General features: G+C 54.0%; 12 protein-coding genes. 9 read left to right on the top strand and 3 right to left on the bottom strand.

The features are described from left to right. The first annotated feature begins 19 nt into the window (after positions 1-19). From fabY to ACX9GU_RS26985, 4 genes are all read left to right on the top strand, one after another. Complete coding sequence (gene fabY, locus ACX9GU_RS27000) at positions 20-967, top strand: fatty acid biosynthesis protein FabY (RefSeq protein ID WP_065683708.1); 948 nt, start codon at positions 20-22, stop codon at positions 965-967. A gap of 356 nt (positions 968-1323) precedes the next feature. After that, positions 1324-2994, top strand: a complete 1671-nt coding sequence (locus ACX9GU_RS26995; RefSeq protein ID WP_473193445.1) for a ShlB/FhaC/HecB family hemolysin secretion/activation protein — start codon at positions 1324-1326, stop codon at positions 2992-2994. A gap of 22 nt (positions 2995-3016) precedes the next feature. Beyond that, positions 3017-14809, top strand: a complete 11793-nt coding sequence (locus ACX9GU_RS26990) for a hemagglutinin repeat-containing protein (protein WP_473193444.1) — start codon at positions 3017-3019, stop codon at positions 14807-14809. After that, positions 14809-15186 (top strand): DUF7674 family protein, encoded by a 378-nt coding sequence (locus ACX9GU_RS26985; protein ID WP_265525576.1) that lies wholly within the window; start codon positions 14809-14811, stop codon positions 15184-15186. The genes ACX9GU_RS26990 and ACX9GU_RS26985 overlap by 1 nt, the downstream gene beginning before the upstream one ends. A gap of 43 nt (positions 15187-15229) precedes the next feature. Here ACX9GU_RS26985 and ACX9GU_RS26980 read toward each other — a convergent pair whose 3' ends face one another. After that, a complete protein-coding gene (locus ACX9GU_RS26980) occupies positions 15230-15559 on the bottom strand; it encodes a SymE family type I addiction module toxin (protein ID WP_473193443.1) in 330 nt (109 codons plus the stop codon). A gap of 478 nt (positions 15560-16037) precedes the next feature. Between ACX9GU_RS26980 and ACX9GU_RS26975 the strand changes: the two genes are divergently transcribed. Together ACX9GU_RS26975 and ACX9GU_RS26970 are read left to right on the top strand one after the other, a co-directional pair. Further along, the gene (locus ACX9GU_RS26975) at positions 16038-16496 is read left to right on the top strand and encodes a hypothetical protein (RefSeq protein ID WP_473193442.1); all 459 of its coding nucleotides are present in this window, start codon (positions 16038-16040) and stop codon (positions 16494-16496) included. 71 nt (positions 16497-16567) lie between these two features. Continuing rightward, positions 16568-16858, top strand: a complete 291-nt coding sequence (locus ACX9GU_RS26970) for a barstar family protein (protein WP_473193441.1) — start codon at positions 16568-16570, stop codon at positions 16856-16858. A 65-nt stretch (positions 16859-16923) separates the two neighbouring features. Here ACX9GU_RS26970 and ACX9GU_RS26965 read toward each other — a convergent pair whose 3' ends face one another. Beyond that, complete coding sequence (locus ACX9GU_RS26965) at positions 16924-17238, bottom strand: SymE family type I addiction module toxin (RefSeq protein ID WP_473193440.1); 315 nt, start codon at positions 17236-17238, stop codon at positions 16924-16926. Continuing rightward, a complete protein-coding gene (locus ACX9GU_RS26960) occupies positions 17235-17465 on the bottom strand; it encodes a hypothetical protein (protein WP_473193439.1) in 231 nt (76 codons plus the stop codon). Before ACX9GU_RS26960 ends, ACX9GU_RS26965 begins: the two co-directional genes overlap by 4 nt. A gap of 373 nt (positions 17466-17838) precedes the next feature. Between ACX9GU_RS26960 and ACX9GU_RS26955 the strand changes: the two genes are divergently transcribed. The 3 genes from ACX9GU_RS26955 to ACX9GU_RS26945 all read left to right on the top strand — a co-directional run bounded on the left by ACX9GU_RS26955 (position 17839) and on the right by ACX9GU_RS26945 (position 19231). Further along, complete coding sequence (locus ACX9GU_RS26955; RefSeq protein ID WP_473193438.1) at positions 17839-18345, top strand: hypothetical protein; 507 nt, start codon at positions 17839-17841, stop codon at positions 18343-18345. 67 nt (positions 18346-18412) lie between these two features. Next, on the top strand, positions 18413-18691 hold the full coding sequence (locus tag ACX9GU_RS26950) for a YrhB domain-containing protein (RefSeq protein ID WP_071683778.1): 279 nt from the start codon (positions 18413-18415) through the stop codon (positions 18689-18691). A gap of 177 nt (positions 18692-18868) precedes the next feature. Beyond that, positions 18869-19231, top strand: a complete 363-nt coding sequence (locus tag ACX9GU_RS26945; protein WP_473193437.1) for a hypothetical protein — start codon at positions 18869-18871, stop codon at positions 19229-19231.

The following is a 19231-nucleotide window of genomic DNA, read 5'->3' as shown; positions in this document are numbered from 1 at the left end:
ATCACAAGAGAAGGCGTCTATGTATCACCTACGAGTACCCGTTACAGAACAAGAACTGAAAGACTATTACCAGTTTCGCTGGGAGATGCTGCGCAAGCCATTACACCAGCCGGTGGGTTCGGAAAAGGATGCCTACGACGCCATGGCGCACCATCAGATGGTGGTGGACGAGAACGGCCGAATTGTGGCGATTGGCCGCTTGTATATCAATGCCGATAACGAAGCCGCTATTCGCTTCCTGGCGGTTGATCCCACGGTGCAGGACAAAGGCCTGGGAACGCTGGTGGCAATGACCCTTGAGTCGGTAGCGCGCCAGGAAGGAGTGAAGCGGGTGGTGTGTAGCGCCCGTGAGGACGCGGTGGACTTCTTTGCCAAGCTGGGCTTTATCAACCAGGGCGAAATCACTGCGCCGCAAACTACGCCGATCCGCCATTACCTGATGATCAAACCCGTGGCCACGCTGGACGATATTCTGCATCGCCCCGATTGGTGCGGGCAGTTGCAACAAGCCTGGTATGAACATATCCCGCTCAGTGAAAAAATGGGTGTGCGCATCAGCCAATATACCGGCCAGCGCTTTGTTACCACCATGCCGGAAGTGGGTAATCAGAATCCTCACCATACGCTGTTTGCCGGTAGCCTGTTCTCTTTGGCAACGCTGACCGCCTGGGGGCTGATCTGGCTGCTGCTGCGTGAGCGCCACCTGGGCGGCACGATTATTCTGGCAGACGCCCACATTCGCTACAGCAAGCCGATCACCGGCAGGCCGAGAGCCGTTGCCGACCTGAGCTCATTGAGTGGCGATCTGGCCCGTTTGGCGCGTGGCCGCCGGGCGCGCGTGCAGGCAGAAGTGCATTTATTCGGTGACGATGACAAAGGGGCAGTATTTGAGGGCACTTATATGGTGCTGCCAGCCGAACCGGAGGAGCCGTTGGACAAGGGCGGTTCAGAGGCGATAGCGAGCTGAGCAACAAGCTCAGAATAAATTCTGTGACCAAACCTATCCTGGTGGGCGCTGCATGCTGCGCCCACTTAACGGTCGGGCTTAATTGATAGCTTAATCTGTCGTAGAAAATGGACACTATTGCAGATTATTTTTTTAACCAGAAAAGTCCGTGTTTATTTAGCATAATTGACTGTTTAATTTGCATGCAGCAAATAAAGTGAATGGATTAAAACAATTTCAGAACATTTACCCCGCCTCACTCTGAGATTTATGCCAATTCCGATGCCTTGAAGCCCCGTAAAGTCACGATCTCTTGCTTGTCTGATGCCAATTTATGTCGTTAGAATGCCGCAAAATCATTAAGGCGATTTATCTGAATGGACTCAGTAGCTCAGCGGTTGGCAGTATCCTTATTGTTTCTTTCTCTCAGTTCGGCTGTTGGCGCCAATATGCTCAGCCCGGCGGATCGAGATACTATCCAACAGCAACAACGTGAATTGTTGCAGCAAAACCAACAACAACGTCAGGAATTGCAACGCAGCCTGACGCCGGTGCTGCCACAAACGCCAGCAGCCACAGCCCCCGGCGGGCCGTGCTTCACCATTACGACCATTCGCCTTGAAGGTGCAAGCCATCTGCCTGCCCGTGCGCGGCAAGCCTTAACGCAACCCTATCTGCAACGCTGCCTGAATCTGGCCCAGATCAACACCCTGGTGCAGCAGGTTTCCGATTGGTATATCGAACGGGGCTATATCACCAGCCGCGCTTTCCTGACCGAGCAAGACCTGTCCCATGGAGAGCTAAAGCTGCTGGTGCTGGAAGGGCAGTTGGAGAAGATCTTGCTGGACCAACGGGATGACCGAATGCTGAAGATGGCGTTCCCTGGCCTGGTGGGCAACATCCTGAACCTGCGCGATATCGAACAGGGCATGGAGCAGATCAACCGCCTGCGCCAGCAACCGGTGCAGATTGAAATCCTGCCCGGCAGCCAACCGGGCTATTCGGTGGTCAATTTGACCGCCAAGCCCGAGTTCCCGGTGATGCTGGGGTTGGGTTTTGACAACAGCGGGCAGAAAAGTACCGGCACCGGACAGATCAACGGCTCATTGACCGGCAATAACCTGCTGGGGCTGGCGGATCAGTGGTTTGTGACCGGCGCGCGCAGCAGCGATTTCGCCAACGATCACGACGCCCGCAGCGTCCAGGCTGGTGTTAGCCTGCCTTATGGCTACTGGCTGATGGATTACAACTACTCCTACAGCGACTACCTCTCGACGATCGACAATCAGGGCTTTGACTGGCGCTCCACCGGCGACAGCCAGACCCATCGCTTCAACGTTTCGCGCGTATTGTTCCGTAACAGTGACATGAAAACCGGCCTGGCGCTGGGCCTGACCCACCGTATCAACCGCAACTATCTGAATGACACCCGGCTGGACAGCAGCAGCCGTAAACTGACCAGCGTATCTCTGGGCGTGAGCCATAGCCAAAAACTGTTGGGCGGCTTTGCCACGCTCAACCCTTCCTACAGCCGTGGCGTTCCCTGGTTAGGCGCGGAAGATGACAGCGGTAAGGCCAGTGAAGCTCCCAAGGCGGAGTTTAATAAATACACTCTCTCCGGCAGCTATTACTTGCCTTTGGCGCAGAACTGGAACTACCTCACCAGCCTGTACGGCCAGTGGACGCCCGATCGCCTTTACGGCAGCGAGCGCCTGACCCTCGGTGGCGAAAGTTCGGTGCGTGGCTTCAAGGAACAGTATCTCTCCGGCGATAAAGGCGGCTACTGGCGTAACGAGGTCAACTGGTCGCCGTTCAGCCTGCCGTATCTGGGCGATATTTCCGTATTGGCTGCCGTAGATGGCGGTTATCTGCGCCACGACTCCGTGGATGCCTACGCTTCCGGCACGTTGTGGGGCGGCGCGGTGGGGCTGGGCAGCCGTAACCGCTATTTCAGCAGCCAATTTACCGTTGGCTGGCCGCTGGCGCATCCGAGTTGGTTAGAGCCGGATCGGGTATCGATTTACTACCGTATTAACATCGTTCTTTAATTTACAGGGAAAGGTTTCAAGGATGACGCAAAAAGACGATCGGCCCATTCATGCCAGCCAGCGTTGGTTGAGCTATACCCTGTGCAGCCTGTTGGCCTGGCAGCCGTTGCTGCCCGCCTTGGCGAACGGTGTTAACGTCGCCGAAGGGAATACCCGGCTCGATCAGGCTGGTAATGGCGTGCCGGTGGTCAATATCGCTACGCCTAATCAGGCGGGCATTTCCCATAATAAATACAATGAATTCAACGTGGGCAAAGAGGGGCTGATCCTCAACAACGCCACCGGACAGCTCAATCAGACCCAGCTCGGCGGCCTGATCCAGAACAACCCCAATCTGAAAGCCGGGCAGGAAGCCCAAGGCATCATTAACGAGGTTGTCGCCCCGAACCGCTCCCAGCTGCAAGGTTATCTTGAGGTAGCGGGCAAGCAGGCCAACGTGATGGTTGCCAACCCTTACGGTATCACCTGCGACGGCTGCGGTTTCATCAACACCCCGAATGCGACGCTGACGACCGGTAAACCGGTGTTAGGGCCAGACGGCAAACTGCAGGCGCTGGAAGTCACGCAAGGGGCGATCAGCATTCAGGGCAAAGGGCTGGATGCTAGCCAGAGCGGGAAATTTGCCCTGATTGCCCGTGCCACCGAGATCAACGCCCAGCTGTATGCTCAGGATGCCACCATTACGTTGGGTGCCAACCGTGTGGATGCACAGGGGAATGCGACCCCGATCGCGGGCCAGGGCGAAGCGCCTAAAGTGGCGGTCGATACCGGTGCGCTGGGGGGCATGTATGCTAACCGTATCCATCTGGTTTCCAGCGACAAAGGCGTCGGCGTCAACCTCGGTAACCTCAATGCCCGTGCCGGGGATATCACCCTGGATGCCAACGGTAAATTGACGCTCAATAATTCGCTGGCGCAAGGCGGTGCATTAACGGCGACAGGGCAAAGTATCAGCATGTCGGGCGACCACAAGGCCACCCAGTCCATCACGTTAAACAGCCAGGGGGACCTCACTCAACAGGGAGGAACACTGGTTAGCGACCAGAATATCGCTCTCACCAGCGGCGGTAAGTTGCAGATGAGCAGCGGCAAGTTGACCGCTGGCAACGATGTCACCCTGCGGGCACGTGACGCGCGGGTGGACAGTTCCAGCCAGATTGATGCTGCCCGCCATGTCGACATGACGTTGTTCAATAGCGGCATGACGCAGGGGCAAGTGACCGCCGGGCAAAACCTGATCCTCAGCGGTGCCAGCTTGGTCAACAGCGGCACGCTGGCGGCCAATGGGGCGATACAAAGCACCCTCTCCCATCTGGGGAATAGTGGAACCGTTCAGAGCCAGGGTAACCTGTCGCTGAGCGGTCAGTCTCTCACCAACAGCGGCAAGATACTGAGTGGAGGGGCGCTGGCCCTTACCAGCCAGACGTTGGATCAAGACGGCACCTTGAGTGCCAAAGGCAAAGCCGATCTTACCGTCAGCGATACGTTGCGAAATGGCCGCTACGGCGAGTTGCTGAGTGACGACAGCCTGACGCTGTGGGCTGGAACGCTGCAACAGAATGGCCTGCTCTCTGGCGCGACGGGATTAACTCTCAACAGCGATACGCTGACCACGGCGGCAGATTCCCTCACCACCAGCCAAGGCAAGATCACGGTTAACGCGGGTAACGCCACGTTAGGCGGGGAATGGAATGCGGGTGGCGATCTGGCCTGGCATGGCACGACGTTGAACACGCAGCCGGGTGCCCAGATACAAAGCGGGGGCAATCTCACCCTCCAGGCCCAACAAGCCACGCTGGCGGGTACCCAAACGGCGAAAGGGGCATTAACGGTAGAGGCTGGCTCACTGCTGCACAGTGGTAAAAGCCATGCAGCAACCCTGGCCCTGAAGGCGGACACCCTGACCAACCAGGGTACGCTGGTCGCTCCTGTCTTGAAGATTAACAGCCAGACGCTGACCAATAGCGGCTTGCTACAAGGCAGTCAGACCCTGGATCTTATCGCCCGCCTGATGGACAACCAGAAGGGCGGCACCGTGTATACGGCCAATGCCCTGTCACTGGCCATCCCGACGCTGAAAAACGCCGGACTGATCACCACCGATCGGGATTTGGTGCTCAGTGGCGATCAACTGCTCAACAGCGGTGAAATCAATGCGGTGAACCTGACAGCCAAAACCCAGCGGATCGATAACCAGCAGAGCGGTTTGCTACTGGCGAAAGATAAGCTGTCACTGAACGGTATGGCGTTGTCCAATGCCGGGCAACTGGCTGCCGATCAACTGACCCTGAACACCAACAGCATCGCCAATAGCGGCACGTTGCAGGGCGATAGCGCCCTTGCTATCAAGGCTACGGAAGTCACCAACCGTGGGCGTGTACTCACCGGCGGTTCGCTAAACCTGATTGCAAACACCTTGACCAACGCCGGGACGATGCAGGCGGTCCTGATGGTCTTGTCACTGGCCAAACAGTTCAGCAACCAACAAAACGGCACCGTCAACGCGAGCGGCTCCCTGGCGCTGGCCACCCCTCAGTTCAGTAATGATGGCCAGCTGGCTGCAACGACGCTGACCTTGGATACCACGGCCCTGTTCAATACGGGGACTCTGCAAGGCAGCCGTCAGCTCAATATCGGCACCTCCACGTTAGACAACCAGCTCGATGGTGTTTTACTCAGTGGCGGAGCACTGACAATACGGGCAGATTCGCTGACCAATAGCGGATTGCTTCAGGGCCAGACACTGGATCTGTCCACCCAAGAGTGGCTTAACAACGGCAATGCGCTGAGTGAACAAACGGCGAGCCTGACAGTCGCCAATACGTTGACCAACCAAGGGAAGATCCTCGGCCAGCAAGGGATGAATATCTCTGCGGGCTCAGTGGACAACGCGGGATGGCTGGCGGCCACCGTGCTCTCCGTCGTGGGCGACGTTATCAACAAGGGGCTGGTGCAGGGTAGCCAGTCCCTGCAACTTTCCGGCACTCATCTCAATAACGCAGCCACAGGCCAGATGTTATCAAGCGGGGCGTTACGCCTTGAAGGCCAGCAGTTGGTCAACCAGGGCGCTCTGCAGGGGCAACAACTGGCGGTGAAGGCTCAGACCTGGCAGAACAGTGGCAGTGCCCAGGCGCAAGATCGCCTGACGGCAGACCTGACCGGTGACATGCTCAACAGTGGCCTGTTACTGAGCCAGGATCGGTTTGATCTCAATGCGGCCCAGATTCTGAACCAGGGAACCCTGGCGGCAGACAAGGTGGTATTGACCGCGCCACAGCTGACCAATAGCGGCCTGCTACAGGGCAACAGCCATCTGCAACTGGCTATCCCCAATATCAGTAACCTTGCCAGCGGGAAGCTGGTCAGCGGCGGTGCGCTGGAGCTGGCGCTCGATCAACTGGACAACGCTGGCCTATTGCAGGTGAACGATGATTTGTCTCTCACCGGACAGCAATTCACCAACCAGGGCAGCATCCTGGCGAACAACCTGAACCTGAATGTGCAGGGTGCCTTGGTAAACCAACAAGGCGGCCAACTGGTGGCCCGTGAAAATGCCATCTTCCGTAGCCAATCGGTGAACAATGCCGGAGTGTTGGCGGGTAATACGCTGGCGGTAGACAGTGGCACCGTGACTCACCGCGGCATCATGCAGGGTAATGCCGGGCTGACTCTGAACAGCACCGCGCTGAACGTGCTGGCCGGTGCACAACTGCTGAGCGGGGGTGAGCTGGCGATCAAAGGTGGCGCAGTCACCAACGCCGGATCCTGGCAGGGGAATGGCCTGACCTTTGGCGTCGATAGCCTGGATAACAGCGGATCGATAAACGCGGTTGCGGGCCTGACTGGCACCGTGGCTAACACGCTGCAAAACAGCGGGCAGATGGGAAGCCTGGGGACTCTGAACCTGAGCGGTGACTATCTGACCAACAGCGGCAAGCTGGTGGCCAACCGGTTGACGCTGGATGCCGCCACGCTGAATAACACGGGATTATGGCAAGGTAGCGAGTGGCTGAATGCCCACGGTGATGCGCTGACGCTGGGTGCGTCAAGCCGTACGTTGGCTGGAGGCGCATTGTCGCTGAATGCTGGGCAACTGACCTCAGAAGGGTTGGTTCAGGGTGGACAAACCCACGTCACTGCCACTAGCTGGTTGAACCGTGGCAGCCTGCTGGGGAGCGATTCTCTGGCCGTCAACGTCACCGATGAACTGGTGAATGAAGGGTCACTGCTTAGTCAGGGTAACAGCGAAATACAGGCGCAGACGCTGACCAATGACGGTGCCGTCCTGAGCGACGGAAGTCTGTCTTTGGCGGGCGCTACGTTGAACAACCAAGGAGCCGTACAGGGTAACATCCTCAACCTGACGCAGAACTTGGTGAATAACGCAGGTACGCTGATCGGCCTGCAGTCGCTGACGTTAGGCATTCAGGCATTCTCCGTCCCGTTGTTGACGCTGGTGAACCACAGCCAGGGATCACTTCTGACGCAGGGAACGCTTTCTGTTAATGGCAGTACGGTGACCAATGACGGTCGCTGGCAGGGGCAACAGATCCTGCTGAATGCTCAGACGTTGAATAACGGTGGCGCAATCCAGAGTGCGGATGCGCTGCAAATGGCTCTGTCTGGGGCATTGAATTCGACGGCTGGCAGCAAAATTACCGCCAATGGTGCAGCTGTATTACAGGCACAGTCGTTGACCAACGCCGGGCAGTGGCTGGCAAAAAATCTCATCCTACGCGCTGACACCCTGAATAATCAGGGCGAAATCACCGGCGTTGACGGCCTGACGGTCGCGCTGATCGGAGATTTCACCCAGCAGCAAGATAAAACCCTGCTGACGGCGGGTGACCTGAAACTGGATGCGGCCTCGGTCACCAACCTTGGGCGTATCCAGGGGAACGGCGTGTGGGTTAACAGCGGTACGCTAACCAACAGCGGGCGCGTACAAGGTGAAACAGGCTTAACGCTGAACCTTACCGGTGGATTGACCAATAACGCTACGGGTACCCTTCTCAGCCAGAACGCACTCACCATTACCTCGCCGTACTGGGTCAACAGCGGCCTGATGCAAAGCGGTGCTGACACCCGGTTCGAGGGGACGATATCAGGGCGTAATGACGGTAGCCTGCTTGCTGGCTCCGATCTGTCACTCTATGGCTCGCAATTTACCAACACCGGTTGGTTGCAGGCCGGCTCCCTGTTACTGAATGCGGATGCATTAGACAACAGCGGTACCTTGCTGGCAGAACTGCAGGGAACGTTGACCGCAGGCAGCCTGAACAATCAGGGCACGGTCCAGGGAAGCAACCTGGCGTTGAATACCCAGCAACTGACTAACGGTGGCACGCTGCTTGGTACCTCCGGGCTTGGCATCAATGCCAGTCAGGTGGTGCTTCAAGAGACAGGGAAAATGTTCAGCGGGGGCGATTTACTGCTGAGCAGTGGCGATTTTGAACAACGTGGCCAGGTCGTGGCGTTGGGCAACCTGACGCTGCAACTGGTGAACGCCTTTACCAACCAGAACGTGATTGCCGCAGGCCAGAGCCTGAATATTAACAGCCAGGGGGCGTTGACCAACCAGGGCACTCTGCAGGGGCAGAGCGTCAACCTTACGGCGTACGGCATCTTGACCAACAACGGGCAAATCACCGGCGGAAGTGGGGCCAGCACCCTCAATGGCAGCTCCATTGCCATGAACGCGGCCGGAACCCTGCAATCAGGGGGCGATGTGACCCTGAACAGCCAGAGCGATATCACCGTTGACGGGTTTACCGGCACGCTGGGTTCAATGACGCTGAATGCGGCTGGCAGCCTGATTAACACCGCCTTGCTGTATGCCGGTAACAACCTGTACTTGCTGGCCAACAGCATCAAAAACCTGCGCGGTGACATCCTGGCGGGCAATAGCCTGTGGATGCAGCGTGATATGGCGGGCAATGCTAACGGGGAAGTGGTGAACAGCTCTGGCACCATTGAGACACAAAATGGTGATATCACCATTAACACCGCCCATTTGCTGAATCAGCGCGATGGCTTGAGTGTGGTCAGCTCTGAAAGCAGCGCACCGCAGTACTCCTGGGTGACAGATTTTGAGGCCAAAATACCGTTAACCTTCTTCAACAAAGGCGACTACGGCTATGTCATCAAGTCCTGGGAATCGGGCGGCGGCAGCCCTGGCCACGGAGCATCTCCGACAACGCATTACAGTTCAACGCCAACGCCTTATCTTAACCAACGGATTAAGGAGTTTGCCTCTGGCGTTTCGACGGTCACCGTCACGGCAAACGGTGGCGCAGCCCGTATCGCGGCCGGGCGCGATCTCAGCCTTTATGCCGGCCAACTGGACAATCAGGCCAGCAACATTTTAGCCAATAACAATGCCTATCTTTCAGGGAGTAACCTGAATAACCAATCCTGGTTCTCGGGCACTGAAACCCGCTATCAAACGTATCAGTATGGTTATGGCCTGAGTAAAGTTCCGGTGCCAGAAACCAGTGTTTCTAAAGGGGAAATTACATCCAACTACATCGTCTACACGGCGACGGGCGAAGTACGCTATGAACGTGGAGAAGGTGAAATCTACCGTTCCGTTATTCAGGCTGGCGGTAACGTCGTGGCCAACTTTGCCAACGATCTGAGTAATACCACCACCTCACCCAACGCAGGTGGTGTAAGTCACACTATCAATGCCCCAACGCTCAATACCCTGAGCCAACAGACAATCGGTAATGCCGTAGAGAAACAGGCGTTGTCAGCCGGTGATAAGGCGGCGGTCAATTCGCCTGAATGGCAAGACAGCCTGCAAAATGCCCTGCAACAGATTAACGGGGGCAGCGGCCTGGATAACGTTACGCCTGAGCTCACCGGGTTAGGAAAATATAGCGACGCTGGCCAGGGCAGCGCCAATCTGGGGGATGGAACCGCGTTACAAAACACCACCACCGATGGCAAGGACCTGATCGGCACGGATGGTAAGGCCTTAAACCAGTATCAAGGCAAAACGGTCGATACCAGTGCGTATCCTCTGCCTACGGGCGAGAATGGCTATTTTGTGGCGTCTACCGATCCGGACAGCCCGTATCTGATCACCACCAACCCGAAACTTAACGGGCTGGGGCAACTCGATCCGAGCCTGTTTGGCGATCTCTACGCATTGCTGGGGATCATCCCAGGCCAGAGCCCGCGTGAAACCAACGAACAGTTCACGGTGGAAGACAAATTTATCGGCTCTTCCTATTTCCTTGACCGCCTGAACCTCCACCCGGATTACGACTACCGTTTCCTGGGGGATGCGGCCTTTGATACCCGTTACGTCAGCAATGCCATGCTCAATCAGACGGGCAGCCGTTATCTGAACGGCGTGGGTTCAGACCTGGAGCAGATGCAAACCCTGATGGACAACGCCGCCAGGGCGCAACAGTCTCTGGGGCTGAAGTTTGGGGTTGCGCTAACGGCGGAGCAGATCGCCTCTTTGGATCACAGCATCTTGTGGTGGGAAGCGACCAGCATCAATGGCCAGACGGTGATGGTGCCGAAGCTCTACCTGTCACCAAAAGATGTGACGATCAATAACGGCAGTGTGATTTCAGGGAAAAATGTCTCGCTCACCGCCGGTAATATCACCAACAGCGGCAGCACGCTGATCGCACAGAACGCGCTGACGCTCGATAGCCAGAACAGCATCAGCAACCTCAATGCTGGCCTGCTCAATGCGGGCGGCAACCTGCAACTGAGCGCGATTGGCGATATCAACAATATCGGCTCAATCATCAGCGGCAAAACGGTGCAGTTGGAAAGCCTTGATGGCAGCATCATCAACCAGACGCTGACGAATCAGTGGAATACCCAGGGTTCTCTGGGGGGCTGGATGCCACAAAGCCTGTCGCTGTCACGCACGGAAATCGGCGATATCGGCACCATCCAGGCCTTGGACAGCTTGAGCCTGAGCGCTGGCAACAACATCGATATCCTGGGAGCAAAATTGACTTCCGGTGGTGCGATGGACTTGCTGGCGGGAGGCGATATCAACGTCCTGGCCAACACCACCTACAGCGCCGATAAATATCAGAGCTGGCGGAACGTAAGAGAGAGCGAAACTCACAGCAGCCAGGGCAGCGAAATTAGTGCTGGTGGACCGCTGACGGTCGATGCAGGCCGTGATGTCAACGTGAAGGCCAGCCAGGTTGGCAGCCAGAGTGATACTACCCTGATGGCAGGGCGCGATATCAACCTGCAAACGCAGGAAGCGAGCACCCGGCAGAAAGATAACGGTACCGAACAGCGCAGTAACGATGCCACGCGCACCACCCTCACCAGCGGCGGCGATTTAACGCTGGATGCAGGCCGGGATGTGAACTCGCAGGCTGCAGCGATGGTAGCGGACAACAACGTCAACCTGAACGCCGGGCGTGACGTGAACCTCAACACCCAGCAAACCAGCGAATACCGCGAGAGCAAGGAAGGTAAACGCCAGCAGGTGGATGAGTCCATTCGCCAGCAAGGAACGGAGATCGCTAGCGGGGGCAACACCACCATTCGCGCCGATAGAGATGCCACCTTGAATGCGGCGCAGGTGCAGGCCAGCGGTGATGTTGCGGTGAGCGCCGGACGCGATCTGGCGCTCAACAGCGCCACCGAAAGCGACTACTCTTTCTTCGAGGAAACTAAGACCAAGAAAGGGTTCCTGTCGAAGACCACCACCCACACGGTGCGGGAAGATTACGCCACGCAGGAAAAAGGCACGCTGCTGAGCGGCGATAACGTGTCGCTGTCTGCGGGTAACGATCTGACGGTGAAGGGGTCTTCGGTTGTTGGCGACGGCAAAGTTAACCTGCAAGCAGGTAACAACGTCGAGATCGTGGCTGCGACGGAAGAGCAGTCCAGCTATCGGTTGGATGAGAAGAAAAAGAGCGGGCTGATGGGCACCGGTGGTATCGGGGTGACGATTGGTAGTTCAAGCTCTCGCCATCAGGTGAACGAAGACGGTACCACGCAGAGCCAGAGTGTCAGCACTATCGGCTCGACCGGTGGCGATGTGAATATCGTTGCGGGCGGCAAGGCACATATTGGCGGTGCGGATCTGATTGCCGGTAAAAATCTCAGCGTTACTGGCGACAGCGTCGTTATCGAACCGGGGCATGACCTGCGTACGGTAGAAGAACGGTTTGAGCAGAAGCAGAGTGGCCTGACGGTGGCGTTGTCCGGTGCGGCAGGTGCAGCGGCCAACTCAGCAATAGCGGCAGCGCAGAGTGCCAAAAGTGAAAGCGATGGCCGTTTGGCTGCCTTGCAGGGCACCAAAGCCGCGTTGTCTGGGGTGCAGGCAGGGCAGGCCGCGGTGTTGGATAATACCAAGGGCGATGCGGGTAATGCGATTGGTATCAGCCTTTCCCTGGGGGCCCAAAAGTCGTCATCCACGCAAAAACAGGTCTCTGATAATGTCACCGGTTCGACGTTGACGGCGGGGAATAATTTGTCGGTGACCGCAACCGGCAAAGGCAGTGGTGCCAACAGTGGCGATGTGGTGATTGCGGGTAGCCAGTTGAAGGCGGGTGGCGATACCACCATCGATGCCTCTCGCGACATTTTGCTTGCCGGGGCTGCTAATTCCCAGCAGCAGACGGGGAGTAACAAGAGCAGCGGCGGTGAAATCGGTATCGGCCTGAGCCTGGGTAAAGACACGGGTATCAAGGTGTTCGCCAACGTCAACGCTGGCAAAGGCAGTGAGAAAGGCACCGGTACGCAGTGGACAGAGACAACCATCGATAGCGGTAAGACGCTTGCCATGAACAGCGGGCGCGATACCACCCTGGCCGGTGCACAGGTCAGCGGTGACAAGGTGGATGTTGACGTCGGACGTAATCTGACGCTCTCCAGCCAGCAGGACAGCGATCTCTACGACATGAAGCAGCAAAACGCCAGTGCGGGTGGCAGCTTCACCTGGGGCTCGATGAGCGGTTCTGGCTACCTGAACCTGAGCCAGGACAAGATGCACAGCAACTACGACTCTGTGCAGGAGCAGACCGGGATTTATGCGGGCAAGGGCGGCTTTGACGTTAAGGTCGGCGAGCATACCCAACTGGATGGCGCGGTAATCAGTTCAACGGGCACGGCGGACAAAAACAGCCTGGATACCGGGACGTTGGGCTTCAGTGACCTGCACAATAAGGCGGACTACAACGTCGAACATGTCGGGGTCGGGATAAGCGGCGGTGGTGACTTTGGTGGTAAGGAGTTCCAGGGCAACCTGGCGGGCGGGATGCTATCGGGCCTGAACGGCAGCGGCCATGCTAGCGGCACCACGCAGGCGGCGGTGAGCGAAGGTAACATCACTGTTCGTGACAAAGACAACCAGCAACAAAATGTCGCCGACCTAAGCCGGGATACGGAGAATGCCAATGGCAGCATTGCGCCGATCTTCGACAAGGAGAAAGAGCAGAACCGGTTGAAACAGGCGCAGCTGATTGGCGAGATCGGTGGGCAGGCAGCGGATATCATCCGCACGCAGGGTGAGATAAACGGGCTGAATGCGGCGAAGGCCGATCTGGCGAAAGATGGGAAACTGCCGCCGGAGCCGGGAAAAAATGCCAAGCAGGAAGAGATTGATCAGTACGTCAGCATCCTGAAAGACACCACTGCGTATAAAGAGGCCATGAAGCAGTATGGTACGGGCAGTGACTTGCAGAAAGCGGCGCAGGCGGTAACGGCTGCGTTGCAGGGCATGGCAGGGGGAAATATCTCCCAGGCTCTTGCTGGTGGTTTGAGCCCGTACGCGGCAGAGCAAATCAAGAAGTATACCGGCACGAATGAAACGGCCAACGCGCTTGCCCATGCGGTGTGGGGGGCGATAGCGGCACAAGTGAGTGGCAACTCGGCCGCCGCTGGTGCTGCGGGGGCCGCTGGTGGTGAATTGGCCGCGCGTTATCTGGCAGAGAAGTTATATGGTGCAGACACGCCGGAAAAAATTGCTAAACTGAGTGAGGAGCAGAAGCAGAGTCTCAGTGCGCTATCGACGCTGGCAGCAGGTTTAGCTGGCGGCGTGACGGGCGATAGCACGGCGAATGCTCTGGCGGGGGCTCAGGCCGGCAAGAATGCGGTGGAGAATAACTTCCTGAAGGTTGTTGCGGAAGGCTGTGCCATTGCTGCTCCATGTCGTAGCAAGGTTGCAGAGCAACTGCTGGAGATCGGAACAAAAGCAGGTATCGCAGGGTTGGCAGGTGCCGCGATCAAGGATATTGCGGACAAGATGACCTCCGATGAACTGGATCACCTTGTTACCCTGAAAATGATGGGCAATGACGAGATCACCGGAAAGTATCTCAGTTCGCTTCAGGATAAATACGCGCCCGGCGCATCCTCAAATCCTAATATCGGCAAGGATCTGACTGATGAACAGAAGAAAGAGATGGGTGGTTCGGGGTCAGGAACACCAGGTGGGCATGGGCCAGAGGATGAGGAAGCAGGACGAAATAGTAACTCTTCATCGGACCCTAAAAGTAGGGGGCAGTATGAAGAATATGTGGACTCATTACGTGCATCAATGGAAAAACCAAATGTTAAAGATGGAAATCTTAAAAACATAATTGATGACTTATATCGACCAAATGCCAAAGTTGGTAATGGAAGTACGGCTGATGCTGTTCGTTACGAATTAGCTACTGGCGAAAAAGTCGGTGGCAGGGGACACGTTGAAAAAGCCCAAACATATTCTAAAGCGCTTCAGGATTGGTTAAATAAGAACCCTCAAGCTTCTTCGAGTGATAGAGCTGCGGCGGAAAACGTTCTGAAGGACATGCAAAATGCTCTTAAGGGTAAGTAATGATGGATAATTATATTGATGGTTACTTGAGTTTTTTTACTCAAGCGTCAGAGCATATAAAGAATGAAGTAAATAGATGTGTTGAGTATTGGTTGCCAGATCCTCCACCGACGATCTTGTTGTTTTCACTAGTGGGTAAAGCCTTGGTGAACCAGTTGGCTTCATTAAATCACTCGGAGAAATCAGCCCTGTTCCAGCACATTGAAACAGGTATGAGGTCTGATAATGATGAGTTAGCAACAGCGGTTGCAACTGGACTTGTTGAATCGTTAGTTACAGCATCTGATGAAAATGAGTCAGTCTGGAAAGAAATCGAAGCTTATCTGCATGTCGAGTCAAAAAAACATGCTCTAGCATGGAAAAACTTTGGCCAATAATCTTATATACAATCCCCCGGTCAACTGGCCGGGGGTCTTACTTCTAAGCCCTGCAAACCCCATCTTCCCGCAGTTGCAACCGGATCACACCGGGTGCAGCGGTGATCTCCAGTTGTTCCATATTAGTGATCCAATCTCCGGCGATGATCAGCTCGCCGTTCTGCCGTACCCAGTCCGCTCCCAAATCTTGCCTAAGTTGACTAGCCTCACAGACGGCCTCCCAGGTGGCCGCATCGGTGACGATGGTGATCCACAGGCCATCGGGCCGGAGCGTGAGCTGTAACGGCGTGCCGGGGATAAAACCCAGCCCGGCCAGTGTGTTGCCGCTGATCGTCAACTCCGGGATCGGCTGGGGTGTGAAGGTGATGTTCATGCGACTCCCCTGTCGATATAGCGCCGGAAACCGTCACAAAACCCCGACAGCGGTAATGGCAGGGACGAAAAGCGCTGTTATGATGGGGCGCTGGTTGCTCTTTAACAGCGTTGGGGAAAATGGCGTAACGGGCTGAAAAAGCGCGTCTGGGAAAAAAGTTGCCTGGGTCAGAGTGCACAGGGAAAAAGTGGTTGTAACCTACTGAGTGCGATAGGAAAAATTCTGTTGACTGGCTGACTGACTCCGCACTGGATGAAGTTGTTGTGGAGAATAATGCGCTGACAGCCGGTTCAGATCTTGGGTTCTGGCTAGGTAACACCCCAGGCTGTGATACTGCCTGTAAGACCGGCATTGCGAAAGGTGTTACTGAAGGAAATCTGGTGGTTTCAGCAGGTGTTGCTGGAGTGGCAGGCGGTGGCCAAAGCAGCACTGGAAGGCTGTAAAGCAGCCCCCGGCAATCTGTCTGAATAACGCAGGGTTGCAAGTAGCAGAAGGAGTTACGCCTGGTGGTGTAGGTGCTGCGGGAGCTATTGGGGTTGGTAAAACGGCAGCAGAGGCGACGGCGGCGAAAGCTGAAGCTGTTGCCGCGAGTATTGCAAAAAACACCAATAATGCTGCTCACAACTCTGCTAGCTATGCAGGTCTAAAATTGGATCTGAAAACCACTGAAGCGGCAAATGACGTTGTGGATAGTTTACGCAACACTGGGCAATTGCCTCAGAATTATGTAAATAAAACGCAGGCAGCGGCTAATGGTTGGAAACCAGGCAAGGCATTAAACAATACGACTCCTGGCGGCCAGTTAGGCGGGGATATCTTTGAAAACTCGACTAACATATTGCCCTCAGCTCAGGGTAGAGTGTGGCGAGAAGCTGATATAGGGTTAAATAATACTATATCGAGAAGCAACCAACCAGGCACAAGATTGTTATATTAAAATGATGGTTTGCTTTATATAACGACTGACCACTATGGAACTGCGACTTCAATAGGTAAGTGGAAGTAAGTATGAGTGAAATAATTTTAGATGGGACAAACATAAAAAACGAGTATGACTTCCATAAGGTTATGTCTGCTCTATTAGATTTTTGCCCCTACTATGGGGGCAATCTTGATGCTCTCAGAGATCGCTTAAGTAGTGACGTAGAAAGGCCAGTAACAATAATTTGGCTAAACTCCGAGCAATCAAAGAAATATCTTGGTGGATGCTTTGATAAAATTGTTAAAATCTTCGAGCAAACAAAAGAACAAGACATTAGATTTAACTGGGATGAGAAATTTGATTATATCTTGAAGTAACGAGAATCCCGGCCAATTGACCGGGATCTTTGCTTCTAAGTCCTGAAAACTCCATCTTCCCGCCGCTATAACCGGATCACTCCAGGTGCGGTGGTGATCTCCAGTTGTTCTGCATTAGTGATCCCAGACTCAGTGATCCAGTCGCCGCCGATGATCAACTCACCGTTCTGCCGTACCCAATCCGCCCCCAAATCTTGCCGCTGTTGGCTGGCTTCGCATAGCACGTCCCAGGTGGCTGCATCGGTGACGGGGGTGATCCACAGGCCATCGGGCCGGAGCGTGAGCTGTAACGGTATGCCGGGGGTAAAACCCAGTCCGGCCAGCGTGCCACCGTCGATCGTCAACTCCTGGATCGGTTGGGGTGTGAAGGTGGTGTTCAAGATGCTCCCATATCGATATAGCGGCGGAAGTCGTCACCCTCAAGGCTTTTGCACAGGGCCTCATGGGGGCTGGTGATCAGCTGTTCCAGCATCTGGCGCTGGGTCAGGCAGTGATGGTGCGCCGGTCGTTCAAGTGCAAAATGGGCGACGAGGCTCACTTCGATCTTCAGGGGAGTGCTAACCCCATCGCGGTACTCGGCCTGATGTTGTGCGTTGGTCTTGGCCATGATGAACCTCCCCGTTACTGCGTAATGACGCGGATGATCAACTGACCCGACTCGGTGATCGCTTCGATCCTCTGGCCGGCAGTAAAGGCAATTGAATTAAACAACTAATGGCAGCAAGGGATCTTGTTGGTACTATGACTAATGAGCAGGCAAGGATGCCAAGGCAGGGCGGTAGCTTGTCTTTTGTTCCCCGCCTTATTGTTCTAGCAGCCACTTCCATCGATTCGATCGACCACTGTGACCGACATTAGCTGAAGGTAGGTTGCGGTAGTGATTTGGATCGCTGCCATGGGGTTATGGCAGACAATGTTCATGTGGGCTTAGGGGGCAGGTCAAACGATTGTCATCAGTGTATATAGAGGCTTTTAATTAAATGGGGAATAAAGCTATTAAATCAGAGCAACAGTTGGTTGAGGGTTTGGAGTCGTATCTGGAATATGGTTATATTGATCCTTTTTATATCAATTGTGACTCATTCGATGAGAATGCAGATCAGGCTGAAGAATATTTAAGATATTTATCGTCTATCAATATAGAATTGGTTGAGACTTACTACAAAAGAATCATCGAGTCTGAAGCTATATGGAATGACTTCTTTAAATCACGTTGCATATATAGATTGCTATTATCAGTGTCAGAGAGGGGATATGTTTTTAATTATTTGAATGAAAATAGCGCAAACTTATCGATTCCTATCCTAAAAGAAGCATTATCTTATTTTTTTTACGCAAAAAATGATTATGAAGCTCGTTTAGTTCCGGAAGGATTATTTAAAAAATTGCAAGCCAGATATGAAGAGGTTAAAGATGAGCATGATGCTAAGTTTTATCATCTGGATGAAGAATATAACAATTTTGTTAAAGCTTATTGTTTGAGCTAAGTCAATTCCTTGCCTAGAAACTGTGAGGCTCAGTAAGTTCGGCTCTAAAGATTTTGAGGGTAAGTTAATGATTACCTTTGATGAGGCAGTAAAAAAGGCAAATGAATATTTAAGTGATACTGAGATTCCTGTCGTTATAACGTCTCAGGGGCGTTTTTCAGAGGGGTGGTTCTTTTGTTTTCAATCTAGAGAATATATTGAAAATGGTGATCCATCAGCTCAGCTTGCAGGGAATTCCCCATTTATAATAGATAAAGATAATGGGGAGATTCATGTGTTCGGGACAGCACAACCGTTAAACGAATATCTACAAGAATATGAAGAAAAGAAAAATAATATGAACTAGTAAAATCCCTGCAGCTGGGGCGGAAACTTTTATTCCAAGTCCTGAAAACGCTATCTCCTCGCCGCTGCAACCGGAGTACATCGGTTTTGGTTAATGATCGACCAGCTATCGGGTTGGATAAAGTGATTGTCATTGATAAGTCCGGCCAAATAATCAGAATTAAGTGAGTTTATATAAATGGCAATAGATATATTTTGTTATACTAAACTGGATGTTAGTTTTCTTGATGAGAAAATCAACTTAATAAAGTCAAAGTATAATAATGTTTTTGATAGTTCATATCTTATGTATAAAGCAAATTCGATTTTAAATCGGCAGGAGCTTGCTCTATTAAAAAGTAAGGTAGAGCAATATCATAAGGAAACGAAGTTATTAATCTCAGAGGAGTTTGGTCTTGGCAACGCAAGATCATATTTTATGATATCGGTTAATGATAAAACCTTCTCTAAATGTAGTACCTCTGGTGTGGCTGACATTTTACGTAAAGAGTTAGGTGGCGAAAATATTATTGTTCTTCATAATGGTGATGTATTGATTTGA

This window comes from Serratia sp. K1WW1 (assembly GCF_055790865.1).
Note: the sequence above shows the minus strand (reverse complement) of the source record. Positions and strands in the feature narration are given on the sequence as shown.